At 60.4% G+C, this 18,838-nt stretch carries 21 protein-coding genes; 7 read left to right on the top strand and 14 right to left on the bottom strand.

Features of this window, described 5'->3' with window-relative positions; translation table 11 throughout:
- Positions 1-30: 30 nt before the first annotated feature.
- The 6 genes from GVN17_RS14615 to GVN17_RS14590 form a co-directional block, all read right to left on the bottom strand.
- The gene (locus GVN17_RS14615; RefSeq protein WP_166595984.1) at positions 31-618 is read right to left on the bottom strand and encodes a HupE/UreJ family protein; all 588 of its coding nucleotides are present in this window, start codon (positions 616-618) and stop codon (positions 31-33) included.
- Positions 619-643: 25 nt separating this feature from the next.
- Positions 644-1,258, bottom strand: a complete 615-nt coding sequence (ureG, locus tag GVN17_RS14610) for an urease accessory protein UreG (RefSeq protein ID WP_062378949.1) — start codon at positions 1,256-1,258, stop codon at positions 644-646.
- A 56-nt stretch (positions 1,259-1,314) separates the two neighbouring features.
- A complete protein-coding gene (locus tag GVN17_RS14605; protein WP_166595983.1) occupies positions 1,315-1,989 on the bottom strand; it encodes an urease accessory protein UreF in 675 nt (224 codons plus the stop codon).
- Between the two features lie 10 nt (positions 1,990-1,999).
- Entirely contained in the window at positions 2,000-2,500 is a 501-nt protein-coding gene (gene ureE, locus GVN17_RS14600) for an urease accessory protein UreE (RefSeq protein ID WP_166595982.1), read from the bottom strand.
- Between the two features lie 296 nt (positions 2,501-2,796).
- Positions 2,797-3,429: a TetR family transcriptional regulator gene (locus tag GVN17_RS14595; RefSeq protein WP_166595981.1), complete on the bottom strand. Its 633-nt coding sequence runs from the start codon at positions 3,427-3,429 to the stop codon at positions 2,797-2,799.
- 141 nt (positions 3,430-3,570) lie between these two features.
- Positions 3,571-3,840 carry a hypothetical protein gene (locus GVN17_RS14590; protein ID WP_166595980.1) on the bottom strand — a complete coding sequence of 90 codons (270 nt, stop codon included), beginning with the start codon at positions 3,838-3,840 and terminating at the stop codon, positions 3,571-3,573.
- A 318-nt stretch (positions 3,841-4,158) separates the two neighbouring features.
- Between GVN17_RS14590 and GVN17_RS14585 the strand changes: the two genes are divergently transcribed.
- Positions 4,159-6,225, top strand: a complete 2,067-nt coding sequence (locus GVN17_RS14585; protein ID WP_166595979.1) for an AsmA family protein — start codon at positions 4,159-4,161, stop codon at positions 6,223-6,225.
- 164 nt (positions 6,226-6,389) lie between these two features.
- On the opposite strand, the gene GVN17_RS14580 is transcribed toward GVN17_RS14585, so the two are convergent.
- Positions 6,390-6,923, bottom strand: coding sequence for a bacterioferritin (locus GVN17_RS14580; protein ID WP_166595978.1), 534 nt, complete (start codon positions 6,921-6,923; stop codon positions 6,390-6,392).
- Between the two features lie 272 nt (positions 6,924-7,195).
- A complete protein-coding gene (gene osmE / locus GVN17_RS14575; RefSeq protein WP_166595977.1) occupies positions 7,196-7,534 on the bottom strand; it encodes an osmotically-inducible lipoprotein OsmE in 339 nt (112 codons plus the stop codon).
- Between the two features lie 308 nt (positions 7,535-7,842).
- On the opposite strand from osmE, the gene GVN17_RS14570 reads away from it, so the two are divergent.
- Both GVN17_RS14570 and GVN17_RS14565 read left to right on the top strand, forming a co-directional pair.
- Positions 7,843-8,733 carry a triacylglycerol lipase gene (locus GVN17_RS14570; protein WP_166595976.1) on the top strand — a complete coding sequence of 297 codons (891 nt, stop codon included), beginning with the start codon at positions 7,843-7,845 and terminating at the stop codon, positions 8,731-8,733.
- A 59-nt stretch (positions 8,734-8,792) separates the two neighbouring features.
- On the top strand, positions 8,793-9,029 hold the full coding sequence (locus GVN17_RS14565; protein WP_166595975.1) for a hypothetical protein: 237 nt from the start codon (positions 8,793-8,795) through the stop codon (positions 9,027-9,029).
- A 3-nt stretch (positions 9,030-9,032) separates the two neighbouring features.
- On the opposite strand, the gene GVN17_RS14560 is transcribed toward GVN17_RS14565, so the two are convergent.
- Positions 9,033-9,917 carry a DMT family transporter gene (locus GVN17_RS14560; protein WP_166595974.1) on the bottom strand — a complete coding sequence of 295 codons (885 nt, stop codon included), beginning with the start codon at positions 9,915-9,917 and terminating at the stop codon, positions 9,033-9,035.
- Positions 9,918-10,066: 149 nt separating this feature from the next.
- Between GVN17_RS14560 and GVN17_RS14555 the strand changes: the two genes are divergently transcribed.
- Together GVN17_RS14555 and GVN17_RS14550 are read left to right on the top strand one after the other, a co-directional pair.
- Positions 10,067-10,357 carry a PsiF family protein gene (locus GVN17_RS14555; protein ID WP_166595973.1) on the top strand — a complete coding sequence of 97 codons (291 nt, stop codon included), beginning with the start codon at positions 10,067-10,069 and terminating at the stop codon, positions 10,355-10,357.
- A 249-nt stretch (positions 10,358-10,606) separates the two neighbouring features.
- Positions 10,607-11,617 (top strand): AI-2E family transporter, encoded by a 1,011-nt coding sequence (locus tag GVN17_RS14550; protein WP_166595972.1) that lies wholly within the window; start codon positions 10,607-10,609, stop codon positions 11,615-11,617.
- A gap of 214 nt (positions 11,618-11,831) precedes the next feature.
- Here the strand turns inward: GVN17_RS14550 and GVN17_RS14545 are convergent, their stop codons facing one another.
- On the bottom strand, positions 11,832-13,097 hold the full coding sequence (locus tag GVN17_RS14545; protein ID WP_166595971.1) for an Hsp70 family protein: 1,266 nt from the start codon (positions 13,095-13,097) through the stop codon (positions 11,832-11,834).
- 295 nt (positions 13,098-13,392) lie between these two features.
- Between GVN17_RS14545 and cbpA the strand changes: the two genes are divergently transcribed.
- Entirely contained in the window at positions 13,393-14,352 is a 960-nt protein-coding gene (cbpA, locus tag GVN17_RS14540) for a curved DNA-binding protein (RefSeq protein ID WP_166595970.1), read from the top strand.
- 2 nt (positions 14,353-14,354) lie between these two features.
- Positions 14,355-14,654: a chaperone modulator CbpM gene (locus GVN17_RS14535; protein ID WP_166595969.1), complete on the top strand. Its 300-nt coding sequence runs from the start codon at positions 14,355-14,357 to the stop codon at positions 14,652-14,654.
- Positions 14,655-14,808: 154 nt separating this feature from the next.
- Here the strand turns inward: GVN17_RS14535 and GVN17_RS14530 are convergent, their stop codons facing one another.
- The 4 genes from GVN17_RS14530 to GVN17_RS14515 form a co-directional block, all read right to left on the bottom strand.
- Positions 14,809-15,942: a sensor histidine kinase KdpD gene (locus GVN17_RS14530; protein ID WP_166595968.1), complete on the bottom strand. Its 1,134-nt coding sequence runs from the start codon at positions 15,940-15,942 to the stop codon at positions 14,809-14,811.
- Positions 15,943-16,166: 224 nt separating this feature from the next.
- Positions 16,167-17,867, bottom strand: coding sequence for an urease subunit alpha (ureC, locus tag GVN17_RS14525; RefSeq protein WP_166595967.1), 1,701 nt, complete (start codon positions 17,865-17,867; stop codon positions 16,167-16,169).
- Positions 17,868-17,987: 120 nt separating this feature from the next.
- Entirely contained in the window at positions 17,988-18,293 is a 306-nt protein-coding gene (locus tag GVN17_RS14520) for an urease subunit beta (protein WP_081563916.1), read from the bottom strand.
- Positions 18,290-18,826: a GNAT family N-acetyltransferase gene (locus GVN17_RS14515; protein ID WP_166595966.1), complete on the bottom strand. Its 537-nt coding sequence runs from the start codon at positions 18,824-18,826 to the stop codon at positions 18,290-18,292. The genes GVN17_RS14520 and GVN17_RS14515 overlap by 4 nt, the downstream gene beginning before the upstream one ends.
- Positions 18,827-18,838 lie beyond the last annotated feature (12 nt).

The raw sequence follows: 18,838 nt of genomic DNA, 5'->3' as shown, positions 1-18,838 counted from the left end.
CAGGGTATGAGGTGCGTCAGGGAGAAGATTTTAGCCTGCGAACAACCACACACCCGTCGCAGCTGAAAGTGCCCCGGCCACTCGCACCATAGGCGTAGCCGCCGCTGGCAGGAAGCGCACCACGGCGTAACCGGCGGTGTGCAGCGCAGCGGTGGCGCCGACGAAGCCCAATGCGTATCCCCAAGGGCTGGACATCTCCGGCAGCTCAAGGCCATGGGCCACGCCATGGAACATCGCGAACAGCGCGGTCGCCGTCACAGCCACGAACAGCGGCGGACGCACAGCCAGTGCCACGGCCAGACCCAGTGCAAACACCGACGCCGCAATCCCGCTTTCCAGCCCAGGCAATGCCAGGCCTTCAAAGCCCATCAACCCACCCATCAGCATGGTGCCGACAAACGTCATCGGCAGCGCCCAGCGAGCGGCGCCTTTCTGTTGAGCGGCCCACAACCCGACGGCCACCATCGCCAACAGGTGATCGATGCCGCTCAGTGGGTGGCTGATACCCGCCACCAGACCGCTTTCATCGTGGCCGGGGTGAGCGAACGCCAAGGCCGGAACCAACAGCAGCGCCAGTGCGCCGAGGATTTTGGTGCGCGATAAGGTTTTGCGATTCATCAATGATCGTCCTTAGTGAATGAAATCAGGCAGCGGTCAGCAGGCCTTGGCGCTCGATGAAGGCGATGATGTCCTCCAGGCCATGGCCGGTTTTCTGGTTGCTGAACACGAACGGTTTGTCACCGCGCATTTTTTTGGTGTCGCGATCCATCATCTCCAGCGACGCGCCCACCAGCGGTGCCAGGTCGATCTTGTTGATCACCAGCAGGTCGGATTTGCAGATGCCCGGCCCGCCTTTGCGCGGCAGCTTGTCGCCTGCCGACACGTCGATCACGTAGATGGTCAGGTCCGACAATTCAGGGCTGAACGTCGCGGACAAGTTGTCGCCGCCCGATTCGACGATGATCAGGTCCAGGCCTTCGAAGCGACGGTTCAACTGATCCACGGCTTCCAGATTGATCGACGCGTCTTCGCGGATCGCAGTGTGTGGGCAGCCGCCGGTTTCCACGCCAATGATGCGCTCAGGCGCCAAGGCCTCGTTGCGCACCAGAAAATCGGCGTCTTCGCGGGTATAGATGTCGTTGGTGACCACGGCGAGGTTGTAGCGCTCGCGCAACGCCAGGCAGAGGGCGAGGGTCAGCGCAGTCTTGCCGGACCCGACCGGGCCGCCAATACCGACGCGCAAAGGTTGGCTGTTCATAAAGTGTTCTCCGTTGATCTTTTTTTGTGCAGTTCGTAGGGGGGGCCAATAAAGGGTCACGATCGAAACAGTCGGCTGTACTGGCGCTCATGGGCCATGCTTGCCAACGCCAGGCCAAACGGCGCGCTGCCCATGTGTTCAGGATCAAGTTCAGTGGCACGTAGCTGCGCGGTCTGCAGCAAAGGCGTCAACTCGCTGGTCAGACGTTGCGCGGCCTGTTGCCCCAGCGGCAGGGTTTTCATCAACACGGCCAGTTGGTTCTCCAGCCAGCTCCACAGCCAGGCGGCGAGGGCGTCCTGCGGGTCGATGTGCCAGGCGCGTGCGGCGAGCGCCCAGCCCAGGGCCAGATGCGGCTCGTCGGTCTGACGCAAGAAATCCCGGGCAGGCTGATCGAGCTCAGGCAGACCGATGAGCAACTGCTGCAACGAGTAACCCATCTGCCGACTTTCCAGATGCAGCTCACGGGTTTCCCGGCTGGCGCGATGCTCTTCGCTCAGTTGCAGCAACGTGGCCCAGTCCTCGTCGGCCGCCGCCGTGCAATGGGCCAATAAAAGCGGGGCTTCGAAGCGGCACAGATTCAGCACCAGTTGATCGCCGATCCAGCGCGCGGCGCTGGGCGGGTCGCGGACGATGGATCGCTCCACGGCCATTTCCAGCCCCTGGGAATAGCTGTAGCCGCCAATCGGCAGTTGCGGGCTGGCCAGACGCAACAGCGCCCACGCCTTGTTCATGGGCGCGGGCTCATTTGCGGACGCCGAACTGATGAATGCGCGGCGCGTAGTTGAAGTCCTCTTCCCCCGCACGCGAATGGTGATGCCCCCCGCCATACGCGCCGTGTTCCGGCTGGAAGGGCGCTTCAATGGACTCGGTGGTCGCGCCCAGTTGATCGAGCATGGCCTTGAGCACGTAGTCGTCGAGCAAACGCAGCCAGCCATCGCCGACTTGCAGTGCGACGTGTCGGTTACCGAGATGATAAGCGGCGCGGGTCAGCTCGTAAGCGCTGCTGCAGGTGACGTGCATCAGTTGCTCCGGCCGAGCGCAGACGCGCACGATGCGGCCGTCTTCCGCCTTGAGAAAATCCCCATCCCGCAGCGGCGGCTGTCCGCGTTCGAGGAACAGCCCCACGTCTTCGCCCTCGGCACTGAAACAGCGCAGACGGCTTTTACTCCGCGCTTCGAAATTCAAATGCAGCTCAGCGGCCCATTCGGCCTGGGGTTCGATTCGTTGATGAATCACCAGCATCGGAAAACTTCCAGCAATGTGCGATGGAATAGGCAGAGCAAGGGGCTTGCCAACTGACAGGTCAGTCAGGAATGGGCGGCGGGGCGTGAGGAGGTGATAGAAGGTGGGGCGCTAGTGCGGGTTATGTTGGTGCGTGATTGAAGATGATGCACTGGTTTGGGTCGATCGTTGGATGAATTGTAGGAGTGAGCTTGCTCGCGATAGCGCAGTGTCAGTGCCGTCGATATTGACTGGCACACCCTTATCGCGAGCAAGCTCACTCCTACAGAAAATCGGATAGCCAAAAGTGCAGGGAGCTACTCCGTACTGCCCAGGCCCTGCCAGCGCTTGGCGCCGATGAAGATGAAACGCAATTGCTGCGTGATCTTGGCCCGAGGCGTCATGTGCTCCGCCAACGTCACGGGTGGTGGGTCGATGAGTTCGGGGAGCATGGCGAACACACTTTTGACCACCAGGTCGGCCATCACCGCGAGGTCATCGGGATTGAGGTGGTGAAATTTGGGCATCGACGCCAGGTCGGTCGCGAGGTCGGCGATGATCGCCTCACGCAAGGCGCCCAGCGCCTGACGCACCTTCAGCGAGCCACCGTACTGCTCGCGGGCCAGAAACAGAAACTGCGAGCGATTGGCCGCGACCACTTCAAGAAAAATCCGCACCGAAGCATCGATGATCCCGGTGTTGATGTCGCTGTTATGCCGCACCCGGCGAATGGTTTCGCGAAAGGTCTGACCGACTTCGCTCACCAACGCCAGGCCCAGATGGTCCATGTCGTCGAAATGGCGATAAAAGCCAGTGGGCACGATTCCCGCCGTTTTCGCCACTTCCCGCAGGCTCAGACTGCCAAAGCCGCGACCGCTCTCCATCAACCCCCGGGCTGCATCGAGCAGGGCGTGACGGGTCTGCTGTTTCTGTTCGGCGCGGGGCAGCATGGAGTAGGCAATATCTGAAGGAGAAGTGGGCAGCACTCTAGCAAATGCGTTTGCGCGGCGTCGAACCCGGTTTTCCGCAATGGGCAGTCGACACGAAAAAGCCCGGCATCAGGGCCGGGCTTTGGCATTTGAACATCGGGATCAGGAAACGCGCTGATACTGCTGGACCAGACGGTCAGGGCCGTTGTCGGCAACACGCTGGTAGCGGTGCGCGAGGTTGTCGCAATTTTCTTCGATAGCAACGCGCTGGTACTGATGGATGACACGATCAGTCCCTTCCTGCGCCAAGGTGGGCAGACCGGCTTCCTGGGACAGTTTCACTTCGCCGAGCATCGGTTGTTCGCTGGCAGGCATCGCGAACGCGCTGGAGGCGAGAAGGGAAAGGGTCAGTGCGATCAATTGGCGTTTCATGGTGGTTGCTCTTGGAAAGGGCGTGTTGTGAACGTGAGGGCAATTTTACTGGCGGAGCGGGGATAAAGAAGTTCAAAGGGCTGATGGTGACCATCGACAGAATTGATTCGGCGGCGCGGGCCTTTATTTACGGGGCTTGTAGCTCGATTGGTCGGCTTGCTCAGCACGCCAGGGAATGTCTGCGACAGGCCGGTGCGGAACTTTTCCGAACCTGATTTCCCGATTTCATCAAACCCACGGCGCTTTTGTCAGTCAGAGGGGGTATGACGTGCAAGACGCGCCCAGGAAGGGCCGTCTGTAGATTGGGGAGAAAACGCAATGACGCGAGGCCGCAAGATTTTCGCCTGGACAGTCGGCATTCTGCTGCTGTTGCTGGCTGTACTGATCATCGTGATCGCAACGTTCGACTGGAACCGGCTCAAGCCGACCATCAACGAAAAAGTGTCGACCGAGCTGCACCGACCGTTCGCCATCAACGGCAATCTGGCCGTGCAATGGCGCCGCGAGCCCGACGAAGGCGGCTGGCGCGCTTGGGTACCATGGCCGCACATGTCGGCTGAAGACATCGCGCTGGGTAACCCCGAATGGTCGAAAGTCCCTCAAATGGTGACCCTCAAACGTGTGGAAATGCGTTTGTCGCCGCTGCCATTATTAGCGCAGCGCGTCGTTATTCCGCGCATTGACCTGACCGAACCCAACGCCAAGATTGAACGTCTGGCCGATGGTCGCGCCAACTGGGTGTTCGACCTGCCCAAGAGCGACCCCAACGCCAAACCGTCGAACTGGGTGGTGGACATCGGCTCGATCGGCTTCGACAAAGGCTTCGTGAGTTACAACGACCAGAAAATCAACACCGCCGTGGAAGTGGTCATCGACCCGCTTGGTAAGCCGATTCCGTTCAGTGACATCGTCGGCAGCGGCGAAGCGAAGAAAGTGAAAGACAGAGGCGCGTCGGCTCAGGACTACGCGTTCGGCTTCAAGGCGAAAGGCCAATATCACGGCCAGGCCCTTAACGGCACCGGTAAAGTCGGTGGCTTGCTGGCGTTGAAAGATGCGGCGCTGCCGTTTCCGGTTCAGGCGGATGTCAGTGCGGGCAACACGCGGGTGGCGGTTGCAGGCACGGTCACCGACCCGCAGAACCTGGGCGAGCTGGACCTGAGCCTGAAACTGTCCGGCGACAGCCTGGGCAATCTCTACCCGCTGACCGGCGTAACGCTACCGGACTCGCCGCCATACTCCACCGATGGCCGACTGATCGCCAAACTCCATGATCCGGCAGGGGCCTCGTTCCAATACAAAGGCTTCAACGGCAAGATCGGCAACAGCGACATCCACGGCGATCTGGGTTTTGTCGCCAGCGAGCCGCGTCCAAAGTTGAGCGGTGCGCTGGTCTCCAATCAATTGCTGATGGCTGACCTCAAGCCGCTGATTGGCGCCGATTCAAACGCCGAACAGAAATCCCGAGGCGGCGAGAGCAAACAGCCTGCCGACAAAGTCCTGCCGGTGGAGGAATTCAAAACCGACCGCTGGAGCGCGATGGACGCGGACGTCGAGTTCACGGGCAAGAAAATCGTCCAGAGCGCCGAGCTGCCGTTCACCGATCTCTACACCCATGTGGTGCTGAACGACGGCCAATTGAGCCTCGAACCTCTGCGATTTGGCGTGGCGGGCGGCAAACTGGACGCAGACATCAAGCTCAATGGCCACTCCCAACCGTTGGAAGGACGCGCGAAGTTGACCGCGCGCGGCTTCAAGCTCAAGCAACTGTTCCCGACCTTTGAACCGATGAAAACCAGTTTTGGTGAGCTGAACGGCGACGCTGACATTGCTGGCAAAGGTAACTCCGTGGCGGCATTGCTGGGCACGGCCAATGGCGAGATGAAGCTGCTAGTGAACGACGGTGCGATCAGCCGTGACCTGATGGAAATTGCCGGTTTGAACGTGGGCAACTATGTCGTGGGGACACTGTTCGGCGACAAGAACGTGAAGATCAACTGCGCGGCCTCCGACTTCGGGTTCAAGGACGGGCTGGCGACCAGCAAGCTGTCGGTGTTCGACACTGAGAACGCGATCATCTACATCGACGGCACGGCGAACATGAAGGCCGAGCAGTTGGACTTGAAGGTTACGCCGGAATCCAAGGGTTTCCGTGTCTTCTCCCTGCGGTCGCCGCTGTACGTGCGCGGTCCGTTCATCAAGCCAAGTGCCGGTGTGCAATCTGGTCCCCTGCTACTGCGGGGCGCCGGGATGGTGCTGCTGGGTGCGGCGGTCGGACCTGCGGCGGGATTGCTGGCATTGGTCGCGCCGAGTGGTGGCGAGCCGAACCAGTGCGCGCCGTTGCTGGAGCAGATGCGCGCGGGCAAGGCGCCGAAGACGGTTCAGTGATGCACTGACTCCTTTGTAGCAGCACGGCTTGACGGCGGTGGCGATTCTGATGACGCTGCCGCCGGCAAGCCGAACTGCTATAGGAGTGGCCCAAGCCTTATTAATCCGCCACCCACAAAAAAGCCAGGGCACATGCCCTGGCTTTTCGCATTCCCGCTCTGGCATCACAGCCCGTCGAGGATGTCCGCCATGTCGTCGGCGTGTTCTTCTTCCTGCGCCAGGATCTCTTCGAAGATGCGGCGGGTGGTCGGGTCTTTGTCGCCGATGTACTGAATGATCTCGCGATAGCTGTCGATGGCAATGCGCTCGGCGATCAGGTCTTCAGTGACCATCTCTTTGAGCGTATTACCGGCCACGTACTGCGCGTGGGAGTTTTTCGACAGCAGGTCGGGGTTCAGTTCCGGCTCGCCGCCCAGTTGCACGATACGCTCGGCCAGCTTGTCGGCGTGCTCGGCTTCCTGTTCGGCGTGTTCCAGAAATTCGGCCGCCGCGACCTGGGCTTTCACACCTTTGGCCATGTAGTAGTGGCGCTTGTAACGCAGGACGCACACCCATTCTGTGGCCAGCGAGGCGTTGAGCAGGCGAATGATCTCTTCGCGGTCGCCGTCATAGCCTTCGGTCACTGCACCGTTTTCAACGTTGTGACGCGCACGTTCGCGCAGGGTGCTGACATCGGTTAATTGCTGCACATCGCTCATCATTCATCTCCAGGGCTAATCCGGTTTTTTGCCGTCTCGCTCTTGATGCGCTGGTCGTGAAAAGCCTGACCGGCGCCCGGTGAGATCGGGTCTTAAGGTGTGAGTGTCGAGCGCGGGGAAAAGTTTTATTTGTTTTGTCGTCGTCCGCACGGGACACAGGAACCTTGTAGGAGTGAGCTTGCTCGCCATCAGGGTGTGTTAGCCGGTATCAATTTATGAGACAGACCGCCATCGCGAGCAAGCTCACTCCTACAGTTCAGATTGTGTGTGGATCACATCGCCTTTTCATTCGCCTCACGCTGTTCGCAGGTCATGAAACCTTTGCTGTCCACGCGGTCGTTGGCGCCAAAGGTCACGTAATACGCCTGTTGATGGCCATCCTTATTCAAGATGTAGTTGTTGCACGTGCCAGGGTGAACCTTGCGATGCACACGGGTGGAAGGCTCGCCGCCGAGGGTCAGCACTTGCTGTTCGGTCATGCCCGTGTCGACCTGCTTGACCAGTGGCTCGTTGCGATACGTCGCGTAGTCCACCGGGTTTTGAAGGGTTGTCGATGTACAGCCCGCCAGCGCGGCCATTGCGAACACTACTGCCAAGGATTGCTTGTACATAACCGGTCACTCCAGAGAAAGGCCATTGGTGGCCCGTTGCAGTTATGAGCGTTGGCCGATTGAAAGAGTTCGATCAAAAGATGGCGATGGGGCATTGCTCCGTTTTGTCATCATTGATGAATGGTTTGCGGCTAGGGTTTAGATTCCGGGCCGCGCTGAGGAGGCGGCTGGACGCGGATTCTGTGGGAGCGAACTCATTCGCGAACAATCGTACATCCAGCGGAAATGTTTTGGCTGGACTGACCCATCGCGAATGAAGTCGCTCCCACAGAGGGATTGTCATTCGACATCAGGAGATTCAACCGCCCATGACGCAAGAACAGGCCACGCGTTATCCGATTGTGCTGGTGCCGGGGTTATTGGGCTTTGTGAAGCTGATCGTCTATCCGTACTGGTACGGCATCGTCCCGGCGTTGCGACGGGGTGGGGCGACGGTGATTCCGGTGATGGTCTCGGCGGTGAACTCCACCGAAATTCGCGGCGAACAATTGCTTGCGCGAATCGAAGAAATCCTCAGGGACACGGGGGCCGCCAAGGTCAACCTCATCGGCCACAGCCAGGGCGCGCTGACCATTCGCTACGTCGCGGGCGTGCGGCCGGACTTGGTGGCTTCCGTTACCTCAGTCGCCGGTCCCAATCACGGCTCGGAACTGGCTGACTATCTCGAAGAACATTACCCGCAAACGACGGTGCGTGGTCGGGCGGTGAACGCAGGCATCCGCTTGACCACGCTGGCGCTTGCTCTGCTCGACACGGGTTATCGCGGTACGCGGCTGCCGACCGACGTCGACGCTGCTCACCATTCGCTGACCACCCGTGGCGTTGCACGTTTCAATCGGCTGTTCCCGCAAGGCCTGCCTGAAAGCTGGGGCGGGCAGGGCGAAGAGCTGGTCAACGGCGTGCGGTATTACTCGTGGTCCGGCACCTTGCAACCGGGGCGCACGGACCGGGGAAAAAACCGCCTCGATGCCGCTAATCTCACCTGCCGAATATTCGCTCGCACGTTCACGAAAGAGCGAGGTCAATCTGATGGCATGGTCGGGCGATTCAGTTCGCACCTGGGCACAGTCATCGGTGACGACTTCCCGCTCGACCATTTCGACATCGTCAACCAGCACTTCGGGCTGGTCGGCAAAGGGGCTGATCCCGTGGGGCTGTTTCTCGAACACGCCTCGCGATTGAAAGCCGCTGGCCTCTGACTTTTTTAGCCGTAGTTCGTGATCTGTCGGCCCAAATGGGCCGCAAAGGAAGTGATGCGATGAGCGATAAAGAGCTTTATGAGATCGAGTACACCCTCGCTGGCGAACATCACGTCGATGTGATCGAAAACCTGGATGTGCCGATCATTGAGGTCGTCCACGAGTTGGCGCACAAGCACCACGTTGCGGTGGATGACGATCCCCTCGATGCGGGCAATCCACACGTCGGTCTGCCCCATGTCGCGGGCATTACCGACGTGTCGATTCACAGCGCGGAAGATCGCGAAGAGGCGTAGACCCTAACGGGTTGCGGCTTTGCGCAGCGGGGTGGTCCAGCGTTCAGCGAGGATCACGCCGCCCAGCGTCAATGCGCCGCCGATGAAGTGATAGGACGCCAGTTGCTCGCCCAACGCCAAGGCAGCGACCAAGGCCGTCAGAATCGGCACCAGGTTGAAGAACAGCGTCGTGCGGCTGGGGCCGAGGATGCTGATGGCCTTCATCCACAGCAGAGGCGCGATCATCGACGTCGGGATGCAGGCGTAGAGCACCAGCGGGATGTTGCTGCCGTTCAGCCCGGTTTTCGGCGAGAGCAGGAACAGCGGAAACAGCGCGATGATCGCCACCAGAATCTGCAAATACAGCAATTGCAGCGGCGGCATGCGCAGCTGCCATTTCTTCAGCAGCGTGGTGTAAGTCGCGTAGGCCAGCGTCGCGACCAGCATCATCAAGTCCCCGAAGTTGACGCCATGGGCGATCAGCACGGCCCAACTGCCTTGCGACACCACCAACAGCACGCCCGCGAACGACACGAGTGCGCCGACCAACGCGCCTGCCGTCAGCGCAGTGCCAAGACTCGCAATCGACATGCCCAGCGTCATCACCGGCACCAGCGACAGGATGATGCCCATGTTGGTCGCGGTTGTGATGTTTGCCGCGTAGTACGCGAGGCTCTGATAAATCGCCATTCCCAGCACGCCCAGCACCACGACTTTGCCGACGATGGGCCGAATCGCCGCCCGATTGCGCAGCACCGGACCAAGCAGGAATGGCGTGAACAGCAAGCCCGCCAGCAGCCAGCGATAGAAGCCGATCTCGGCAGGGAAAATACGCCCGGCGGCCGCTTTGGTGATGACGTTGTTTCCCGCCCAGATCATGACGGTGAGCAGGGGATACAGGTATTGCATGGGAAAACCGGCAGAAGAATGAGGCGTCATTATCGGCTTGTCAGCATTGGCGTCTACCTCGCTGGCCGGTTTCGCGGAAATATGTCGCAACATTCTTTGACTACACTGCGTTCAACGCTGCGTCTGTGCGGCCATCCCGGAGAAAGTCGATGAAAATGCTGCGTGTTCCTCTGTTGGTCATGGGCTTGTTGATGTGCGCTCAAGGTTTCGCCGCCACGGCACAGCAAAACAAAATGACCACCTGCAATGCCGATGCGTCGGCCAAATCCTTGAAAGGCGACGACCGCAAGGCGTTCATGAGCACCTGCCTGAAAGCCGCACCAGCCCCGGCGGCCACCCAGCAGGAGAAGATGAAAACCTGCAACGCGACGGCCTCGACCCAGGCGCTGAAAGGCGATGCGCGCAAGACGTTCATGAGTGACTGCCTGAAGAAAAAATAAGGTATTTGTTACCAGAGTTATCGAGATGAAACGGACCTGTGGGAGCGAATTCATTCGCGAAACGGCAGCGAAGACGATGCAGATGTATCGCCGTAGTGGCCAATTGTCAGATCACCGCCCGGAGTGAATTCGGTCCCACAGGTATTTGCGTGACAGTTAGAGCGACTAACGACACTTCTAGGCGCTGGTCCTTAACAGGGAACGCTGGCAGACTGCCCATCTTTTCAGGCCGTTCGTTTTTGAGGCTGTATGCCAACGTTTTCGCCGCGTCATGTGTACATCGCCAGCTGCATTCTCGTGTTCGGCGGTCTGCTGCTGGTGTTACCGCTCAAGCTCCTGCCCAGTCTGCTCGCGGGTCTGCTGGTTTACGAACTGGTCGACATGCTCACTCCACAACTGCAACGCCTGATCGCCGGTGAACGCGCGCGCTGGTTAGCGGTGGCCTTGCTCGGCACGCTGGTCGTCAGTGTTCTTGCGCTGCTGTTCGCGGGCGCGATCAGTTTCATCCTGCACGAAGCCGAGAATCCCGGCGCGTCGCTGGATAAGTTCATGATTCTGGTGGAGCGTGCCCGCGGCCAGTTGCCGCCGTTCATCGACGGCTATTTGCCCGCCAGCGCTTCTGAATTCCAGGCCTCCCTCAGCGCGTGGCTGACCAAGCACATCGGCGAGCTGCAATTGCTCGGCAAAGGCGCCGCACACATGTTCGTGACCCTGCTGATCGGTATGGTCCTGGGTGCGATCATTGCGCTGCAACGCATTCCCGACGTCACCAAGCGCAAGCCCTTGGCCGCCGCGCTGTTCGAGCGTCTGCACCTGCTGAGTCAGGCGTTCCGCAACATCGTGTTCGCGCAGATCAAGATATCGCTGCTGAACACGGCGTTCACCTCGGTGTTCCTCGCGGTGATCCTGCCGTTGTGCGGCGTGCACCTGCCGCTGACCAAAACGCTGATCGTCCTGACCTTCCTGCTCGGCTTGTTGCCGGTGGTGGGCAATCTCATGTCCAACACGCTGATCTTCATTGTCGGCATGTCGCTGTCGATCTGGGTCGCGTTGGCGGCGCTGGGGTACCTGATCGTGATCCATAAGGTCGAATACTTCCTCAACGCCCGGATCGTCGGCGGGCAGATCAGCGCGAAATCGTGGGAATTGCTGCTGGCGATGCTGATCTTCGAAGCCGCATTCGGCCTGCCCGGCGTGGTGGCAGGGCCGATTTATTACGCGTATTTGAAGAGCGAGTTGCGCAAGGTGGAGTTGGTATAGCCGTCTCGCTGCGGTTTTCGGTTCGACGCTGATTGCTTCTGGCCGAAGGCCGTGGGAGCTGGCTTGCCTGCGATCTGTTGGGCAGCAACAGCAAACCCGGCGAATGCGGTTCTGCTGATACAACCGGGTTTTCTGCATTTGCTGCCGGTTCCCGGCAGATCGCAGGCAAGCCAGCTCCTACGCCTCCGGCAGAAGCGGATCGGTGTGATGCCGCTTAGCCGTACCGCTTCTTCGCCTCGATCGCCAGCCCGCTGCCGATGCTGCCAAAGATGTTCCCTTCGACGTGCCGCGCGTTCGGCAGCATCGCCGCGACGCTGTTGCGCAGGGCGGGGATGCCGCTGGAACCGCCGGTGAAGAACACGGTGTCCACGTCGGTCACGCCCACCCCTGCATCGTTCAGCAGGCTCGTCACGCTTTGTCGCACACGCTCCAGCAGCGCATCGATCGACGCCTCGAACAGCTCGCGGCTCAGGTCAGCGTTCAAACCGGCCTCGATACGGTCCATTGGCACCACGCGGTTGTGGGCATGGGTCAGCTGGATCTTGGTTTCTTCCACTTCCATCGCCAGCCAGTGCCCGGCGCGCTGTTCAATCAGCTTGAACAGGCGATCAATGCCCAGGGTGTCTTCGATGTCGTAACGCATGCTGCCCAGCGCCAGTTGCGACTTCTGCGAGTAAACCGAGTTGATGGTGTGCCAGGTCGCCAGGTTCATGTGGGTGCTGGTGGGCATGTAGGCGCCGCTTTTCATCCGGCTGCCGTAGCCGAACAGCGGCATCACGCCCTGCAGGCTGAGCTGCTTGTCGAAGTCGGTGCCGCCGATGTGCACGCCGCCGGTGGCGAGGATGTCGCTCTGGCGATCATCCACCAGACGACGCTCCGGCGAGAGACGCACCAGCGAGAAGTCCGACGTACCCCCGCCGATGTCGACGATCAGTACCAGTTCTTCACGCGCCAGCGTCGACTCGTAGTCGAAGGCCGCCGCAATCGGTTCGAACTGAAACGACACGTCCTTGAAGCCGATTTTGCGCGCCACTTCGGCCAGGGTGTCTTCAGCCTCCTGGTCGGCGGCGGCATCGTCATCGACGAAATGCACCGGTCGGCCCAGCACCACTTGTTCGAATGAATGACCGGCGGCGGCTTCGGCGCGCTTTTTCAGCTCGCCGATGAACAGCCCGAGCAGGTCCTTGAACGGCATCGCCGTGCCCAACACGCTGGTGTCGTGCTTGATCAGCTTGGAACCCAGCAGGCTCTTGAGCGATCGCATCAGGCGGCCTTCATAGCCTTCCAGGTATTCGTGCAACGCCAGACGGCCGTAGACCGGGCGACGCTCTTCCATGTTGAAAAAGACCACCGAGGGCAGGGTGATCTTGTCGTCCTCCAGCGCGATCAGGGTTTCCGTTCCGGGGCGCAGCCAGCCGACCGTGGAGTTGGAGGTGCCGAAATCGATGCCTACGGCACGGGCTGGGGATGGGGTGCTCATGTCTGTACGTTCCGGTCAAAAAAACGGCCGCGCAGTGTATGCGACAAAGCGCCAGATTCGTAGCGCGCACGTCGGTTTTTCTTTTCATAGGCGTCTATTTCACGCGGGCCGCTTGAATCAGCGCACATCACCCCAATCTCCAAGGCAACTCTCAATGCATACGGCCGGTTTGGACCCTGTTTCAAGCTCGCGAGGCCGTGTGCCGATAACCTTGCAACATTCAGCGCGGTCGACGTTCTCATTTGATAACGCGGTACGGAACTGTGCTGGAGACTCCGGAATGGGTGACCGTTAGATGGACTTCAAAGATTATTACAAGATCCTTGGCGTTGAGCCGACGGCGGACGAGAAGACGATCAAGACCGCTTACCGCAAGCTCGCGCGCAAGTATCACCCTGACGTCAGCAAAGAGCCTGGCGCGGAAGACAAATTCAAAGAGGCGTCCGAGGCCTATGAAGCGCTGAGCGACCCTGAAAAGCGCGCCGAATACGACGACATCCGCAAATACGGCCAACAGGGCCGTTTCCAGCCGCCTCCGGGCTGGCAGGGCCGTGGTGGCGCGGGCGCAGGCCCGGGGTTTGGCGGTGGCGGTTTCGAGGGCGGGGATTTCTCCGACTTCTTTAGTTCTATTTTTGGCAATCGTGGCGGTCAGCCGGGCGGACGTCCGCGCAGCACGGGACGTAGAGGGCAAGACGTGGAACTGGACCTGGCGATTTTCCTGGAAGAAACCCTCTCCACCGAGTCAAAGAAGATCAGCTTCAAGGTGCCGCAGCACAGCGCCAACGGCCAGCGCATGGCGGACATCACCAAAAACCTCAATGTGAAGATTCCGGCGGGCGTTAGCGACGGCGAGCGCATTCGTCTTAAAGGACAAGGCGCGCCGGGCATTGCCGGGGGCGAAAATGGCGATCTGTTCCTGACCATTCGTCTGGCGCCGCATCCGCGCTTCGACGTTGAAGGCCATGACCTGATCATCACCGTGCCGCTGGCCCCGTGGGAGGCTGCGCTGGGTACGAAGGTTGCAGTGCCGACCCTGACCGGCAAGATCAACCTGACCATTCGTCCGGACAGTCAAAGCGGGCAGCGATTGCGGGTTAAAGGTAATGGTCTGTTGAACAAGCAGGGCGAGCGTGGCGATCTCTTCGCACAGTTGAAAATCGTCATGCCAAAGTCCACCGATGACGCCACCAAAGCGCTGTGGGAGAAACTGGCCGAGAAGGCCGCTTTCGATCCGAGGGCTCAATGGAGTAACTGATCATGCGCAATACCCTGGTCGTAGACATGAAGGAGTTCTGCCAGGTGGTCGATATGCCGGCCGCCTACGTCATCGAGATTGTCGAACACGGCATCGTCGAACCCCAGGGACTCAAGCCGGACGATTGGCTGTTCGACACGTACTCGCTGTCGATCGCCAAGCGTGCGGCCAAATTGCACCATGATCTGGAAATGGAATGGGACGGCGTCGCCCTGGCGTTGAACCTGCTGGATGAGCTTGAGCAGGTGCGGGCCGAAAACCGCATGCTCAAGCAGCGGTTGGGCAGGTTTTTGCAGGATTGAGCAGGATGCAATGCCCGCGACGACGGACCTTTGTAGGAGCGAATTCATTCGCGAGGCGCCGGTACATCCGATGCATTTTTATCGCCAGAGCGAACCCATCGCGAATGAATTCGCCCCCACAGGGGAATGCGTACATCCGATGATTTGACGCCGTTCACCCCCTCTTCGGCAATACCACCGTAAACGTGGTCCCATCCCCGACATTCGACGTCACGGTGATACTCCCGCCGTGGGCGTTGACAACCTCTTTAACGATGAACAACCCCAACCCCAGGCTGGTTGAAGGGTTGTGCGTGCCGGCTTCTTCATTAAGGGCACGCACCATCGGGTCGAAAATACTGCCGATGGCTTCCTGCGCAATCGGCTCGCCTTCGTTGTGCACCGACAGACTGATGTGATGCTCGCTGCCCGTGAGCGTCACGCTGATCTTGTGCGGCGAGGCACCATGTTGCAGGGCATTGCCGATCAGGTTTTGCAGTAGTTGGTCAATTCGCGCGCGGTCCCACTCGCCCTGCGTCTCGCCGTGAGAGGTGAACGCCGGGTCGCAGTCGGGATGGCCAGCGATGGCGGCATCAATGGCCTCACGACAGGCCACGGTCATCTCCATCGGCTTGCGCTCGACCGGCAGACTTGAACCGAGACGGCTGCGCACGAACTCCAGCAAATCTCCGACCATGGTCGCCATGTGCCGACCGCTGCTTTTGATGGCCTTGATGTAAGCCATGTCCGCATCGTTGATGGTGGTCTTGCGCATCAGGATTTCGGACGACATGCCAATGGCTTGCAACGGCGCGCGCAGGTCGTGGCCCAGAATCGCCAGGAAAATATCCCGCGAACGGGTAACACGTTCGGCGTAAGCCGCCGTTGACTCAGCCAGCGCTTCATCGATGGCTTCGTTGAAGCGGATCATGTCCGTAAAGTACGCGATCTCCGGCGAAGTCAGGCTTTCTACCCAAAATCGGATCACCGTTGCGCGCAGGTGACGAAACTCCGACGTCATCTGCACCAGGTCGAAGCCGACCGTGTGCCGCAATTCGCCATGGCTGGCGGCGGCCTCATCCAGCGTCGGGGTCTTACCGACCTCTTCACCCTGCGATTTGGCGATCTGCTCGGACTTGGTCTGTGCCGTGTTCATGTCCCGCGCGGCCGCCAGCAGAATGGCCTTGGCGTGATCGCGCAGTTCCACACTGTTCATCGAATCCGCCGCAGGCGTCAGCGTCGCCGCGAATTTTTCCCATTCGTCGACGATGCGGTCCACGTGCTGAACGATGAAGTCGGAAAGACGCATGGGGGTACAACCTTGCTGGCGAAGCGCTGAGTGAAAGTGGGGCCATATTAGCGCCATGTCGTGACGGGAAGAACAGGGGATTCATCAGAAGCACCGCAGCCCCTGTTGGAGTGAGCTTGCTCGCGATAGCGGTCTGCCTGCAGCACTCAGGTGACTGACCTAACGAGATCGCGAGCAAGCTCACTCCTACAAGGCGGCGTCATCCCGCGTGAGGAGTGCGCTCATCAGAACAGAAAATACCGCTGCGCCATCGGCAATACGTCCGCAGGTTCGCACCACAGCAGCACGCCGTCGGCCTTGACCTGATAGGTCTGCGGATCGACGTCGATCTTCGGCAGGTAGTCGTTGTGGATAAGGTCCGCCTTGGTCACGCTGCGGCAGCCTTTGACTACGCCGATCTGTTTCTTCAGGCCTAGTTGTTCCGGCACGCCCGCGTCGAAGGCGGCCTGGCTGATGAAGGTCAGGTTGCTGGCGTGCAGGGCGCTGCCGTAGCTCGCGAACATCGGGCGGTAGTGCACGGGTTGTGGGGTCGGGATCGAGGCGTTGGCATCGCCCATCAGACTGGCAGCGATTGAGCCCCCTTTGAGGATCAGCGTCGGCTTCACGCCGAAGAACGCCGGGCGCCAGAGCACCAGGTCCGCCCATTTGCCCACTTCCACCGAACCGACTTCGTGGCTGATGCCGTGGGTGATCGACGGGTTGATGGTGTATTTGGCGATGTAGCGTTTAACCCGGAAATTGTCATTACCTTCGCCGTCACCCGGCAGGGCGCCGCGTTGGCGTTTCATTTTGTCGGCGGTCTGCCAGGTGCGCATGATCACCTCCCCAACACGGCCCATGGCCTGGCTGTCGGAACTCAGCATCGAGAACGCGCCCAAGTCGTGAAGGATGTCTTCGGCGGCGATGGTCTCGCGACGGATGCGGCTCTCGGCGAAGGCCACGTCTTCGGCGATGCTCGGGTCCAGGTGATGGCAGACCATGAGCATGTCCAGGTGCTCGTCGATGGTGTTGCGCGTGAATGGCCGTGTCGGGTTGGTCGAGCTCGGCAGCACGTTGGGGAAGCCGCAGGCCTTGATGATGTCCGGCGCGTGGCCGCCACCAGCCCCTTCGGTGTGATAGGTGTGAATCGTGCGGTTCTTGAACGCGCCGAGGGTGGTCTCGACAAAGCCGGACTCGTTCAGGGTGTCGGTGTGGATCGCCACCTGCACGTCGTATTGGTCGGCAACGGTCAGGCAGTTGTCGATGGCGGCAGGGGTGGTGCCCCAGTCTTCGTGCAGCTTGAGGCCGATAGCACCTGCTTTTACTTGCTCGATCAACGGTTCAGGCACGCTGACGTTGCCCTTGCCGGTGAACCCGATGTTCATCGGGAACGCTTCAGCGGCCTGCAACATGCGCATCATGTGCCATTTGCCGGGGGTGACGGTGGTGGCGTTGGTGCCTGTCGCAGGGCCGGTGCCGCCGCCGATCATGGTGGTCACGCCGCTCATCAGCGCTTCTTCGATCTGCTGCGGGCAGATGAAGTGGATGTGCGTGTCGACGCCGCCAGCGGTGAGGATCATGCCCTCGCCCGCGATGACTTCGGTGGCCGCGCCGATGGCAATAGTCACGTCCGGCTGAATGTCCGGGTTGCCTGCTTTACCGATGGCTGCGATGCGCCCGTTCTTGAGGCCGACGTCGGCTTTGACGATGCCCCAGTGGTCGATGATCAGCGCGTTGGTGATCAGCGTGTCGACCACGTCGTCGGCTGACAGCTGGCCTTGGCCCATGCCATCACGAATGACCTTGCCGCCGCCGAATTTCACTTCTTCGCCGTAGGTGGTGAAGTCCTTCTCGACCTCGACCCACAGCTCGGTGTCGGCCAGACGCACGCGGTCACCGACGGTGGGGCCGAACATGTCGGCGTAGGCTTGTCGGCTGATCTTCATTCTCGTTCCTCGAATCCAATTTGAGCTGCGAGCTTCAAGCTGCAAGCCTCAAGTAAAAGCGGAATTGTGTACACCGCGGACTGCTGTTTCTTGCCGCTTGTGGCTTGAAGCTCGGCGCTGCTACAAATCGCCCATGACGCGCCCGGCAAACCCGAACACCCGGCGATGCCCCGCCAGGTCCACCAACTCAACCTCTCGCGCCTGGCCCGGTTCGAAGCGCACGGCAGTGCCGGCCGGGATGTTCAGGCGCATGCCGCGGCTGGCGGCGCGGTCGAAGGTGAGGGCGTCGTTGGTTTCGAAAAAATGGAAATGCGAGCCGACCTGAATAGGCCGGTCGCCGCTGTTGGCGACGCTGAGGGTGATCGTGCGGCGCCCGACATTGAGCTCGATGTCACCGGGCTGGATCTGGTATTCACCAGGAATCATGCGCTCTTCCTCGACAGTAACTTGTAGTAAATGGCGGTGGCGTGGTACTCGCCGTCCGGGTTGCAGGCATAGTCCGGCAGTTGGCCGCACAGCTCGTAACCCAGCGCGCGGTAAAAATCTTCGGCAGGCGAACCGGCCAGGGTGTCCAGATAGAGCAGCCCGCGTTTCTGCTGTGCAGCGGCCTGTTCGACCGCCTGCATCAATTGCGTGGCCAGCCCGCGACGGCGGGCGTGGTGCAGCACCAGCAGCTTTTGCACCTCGGCGCGGTTCAGGCCGTTGGCCTTCTGGCACAGCGCCAATTGCACGGTCGCCAGCACCTGCTCGTCCTGCACCACGACCCACATCAGCACCTTGCCCTGCTCGACCTCGGTCTTGATGCTCTCCCACCAGCTATACGCCTCGTCGGCGCTCAGATCGGCCATGAAACCGATGGACGCGCCCCGGTGCACAGCGTCCAGCAACAACGCCACCAGACCGTGGCGGTAATGCGCAAAGCTTTCACCGGTGACACGTCGCAACTGAGCAGCATTCATGACTTGGCTTCC

It is taken from the genome of Pseudomonas sp. SLFW, from assembly GCF_009905615.1.
Lineage (GTDB): Bacteria > Pseudomonadota > Gammaproteobacteria > Pseudomonadales > Pseudomonadaceae > Aquipseudomonas > Aquipseudomonas bambusae.
This window is presented reverse-complemented; position numbering and strand designations above follow the sequence as displayed.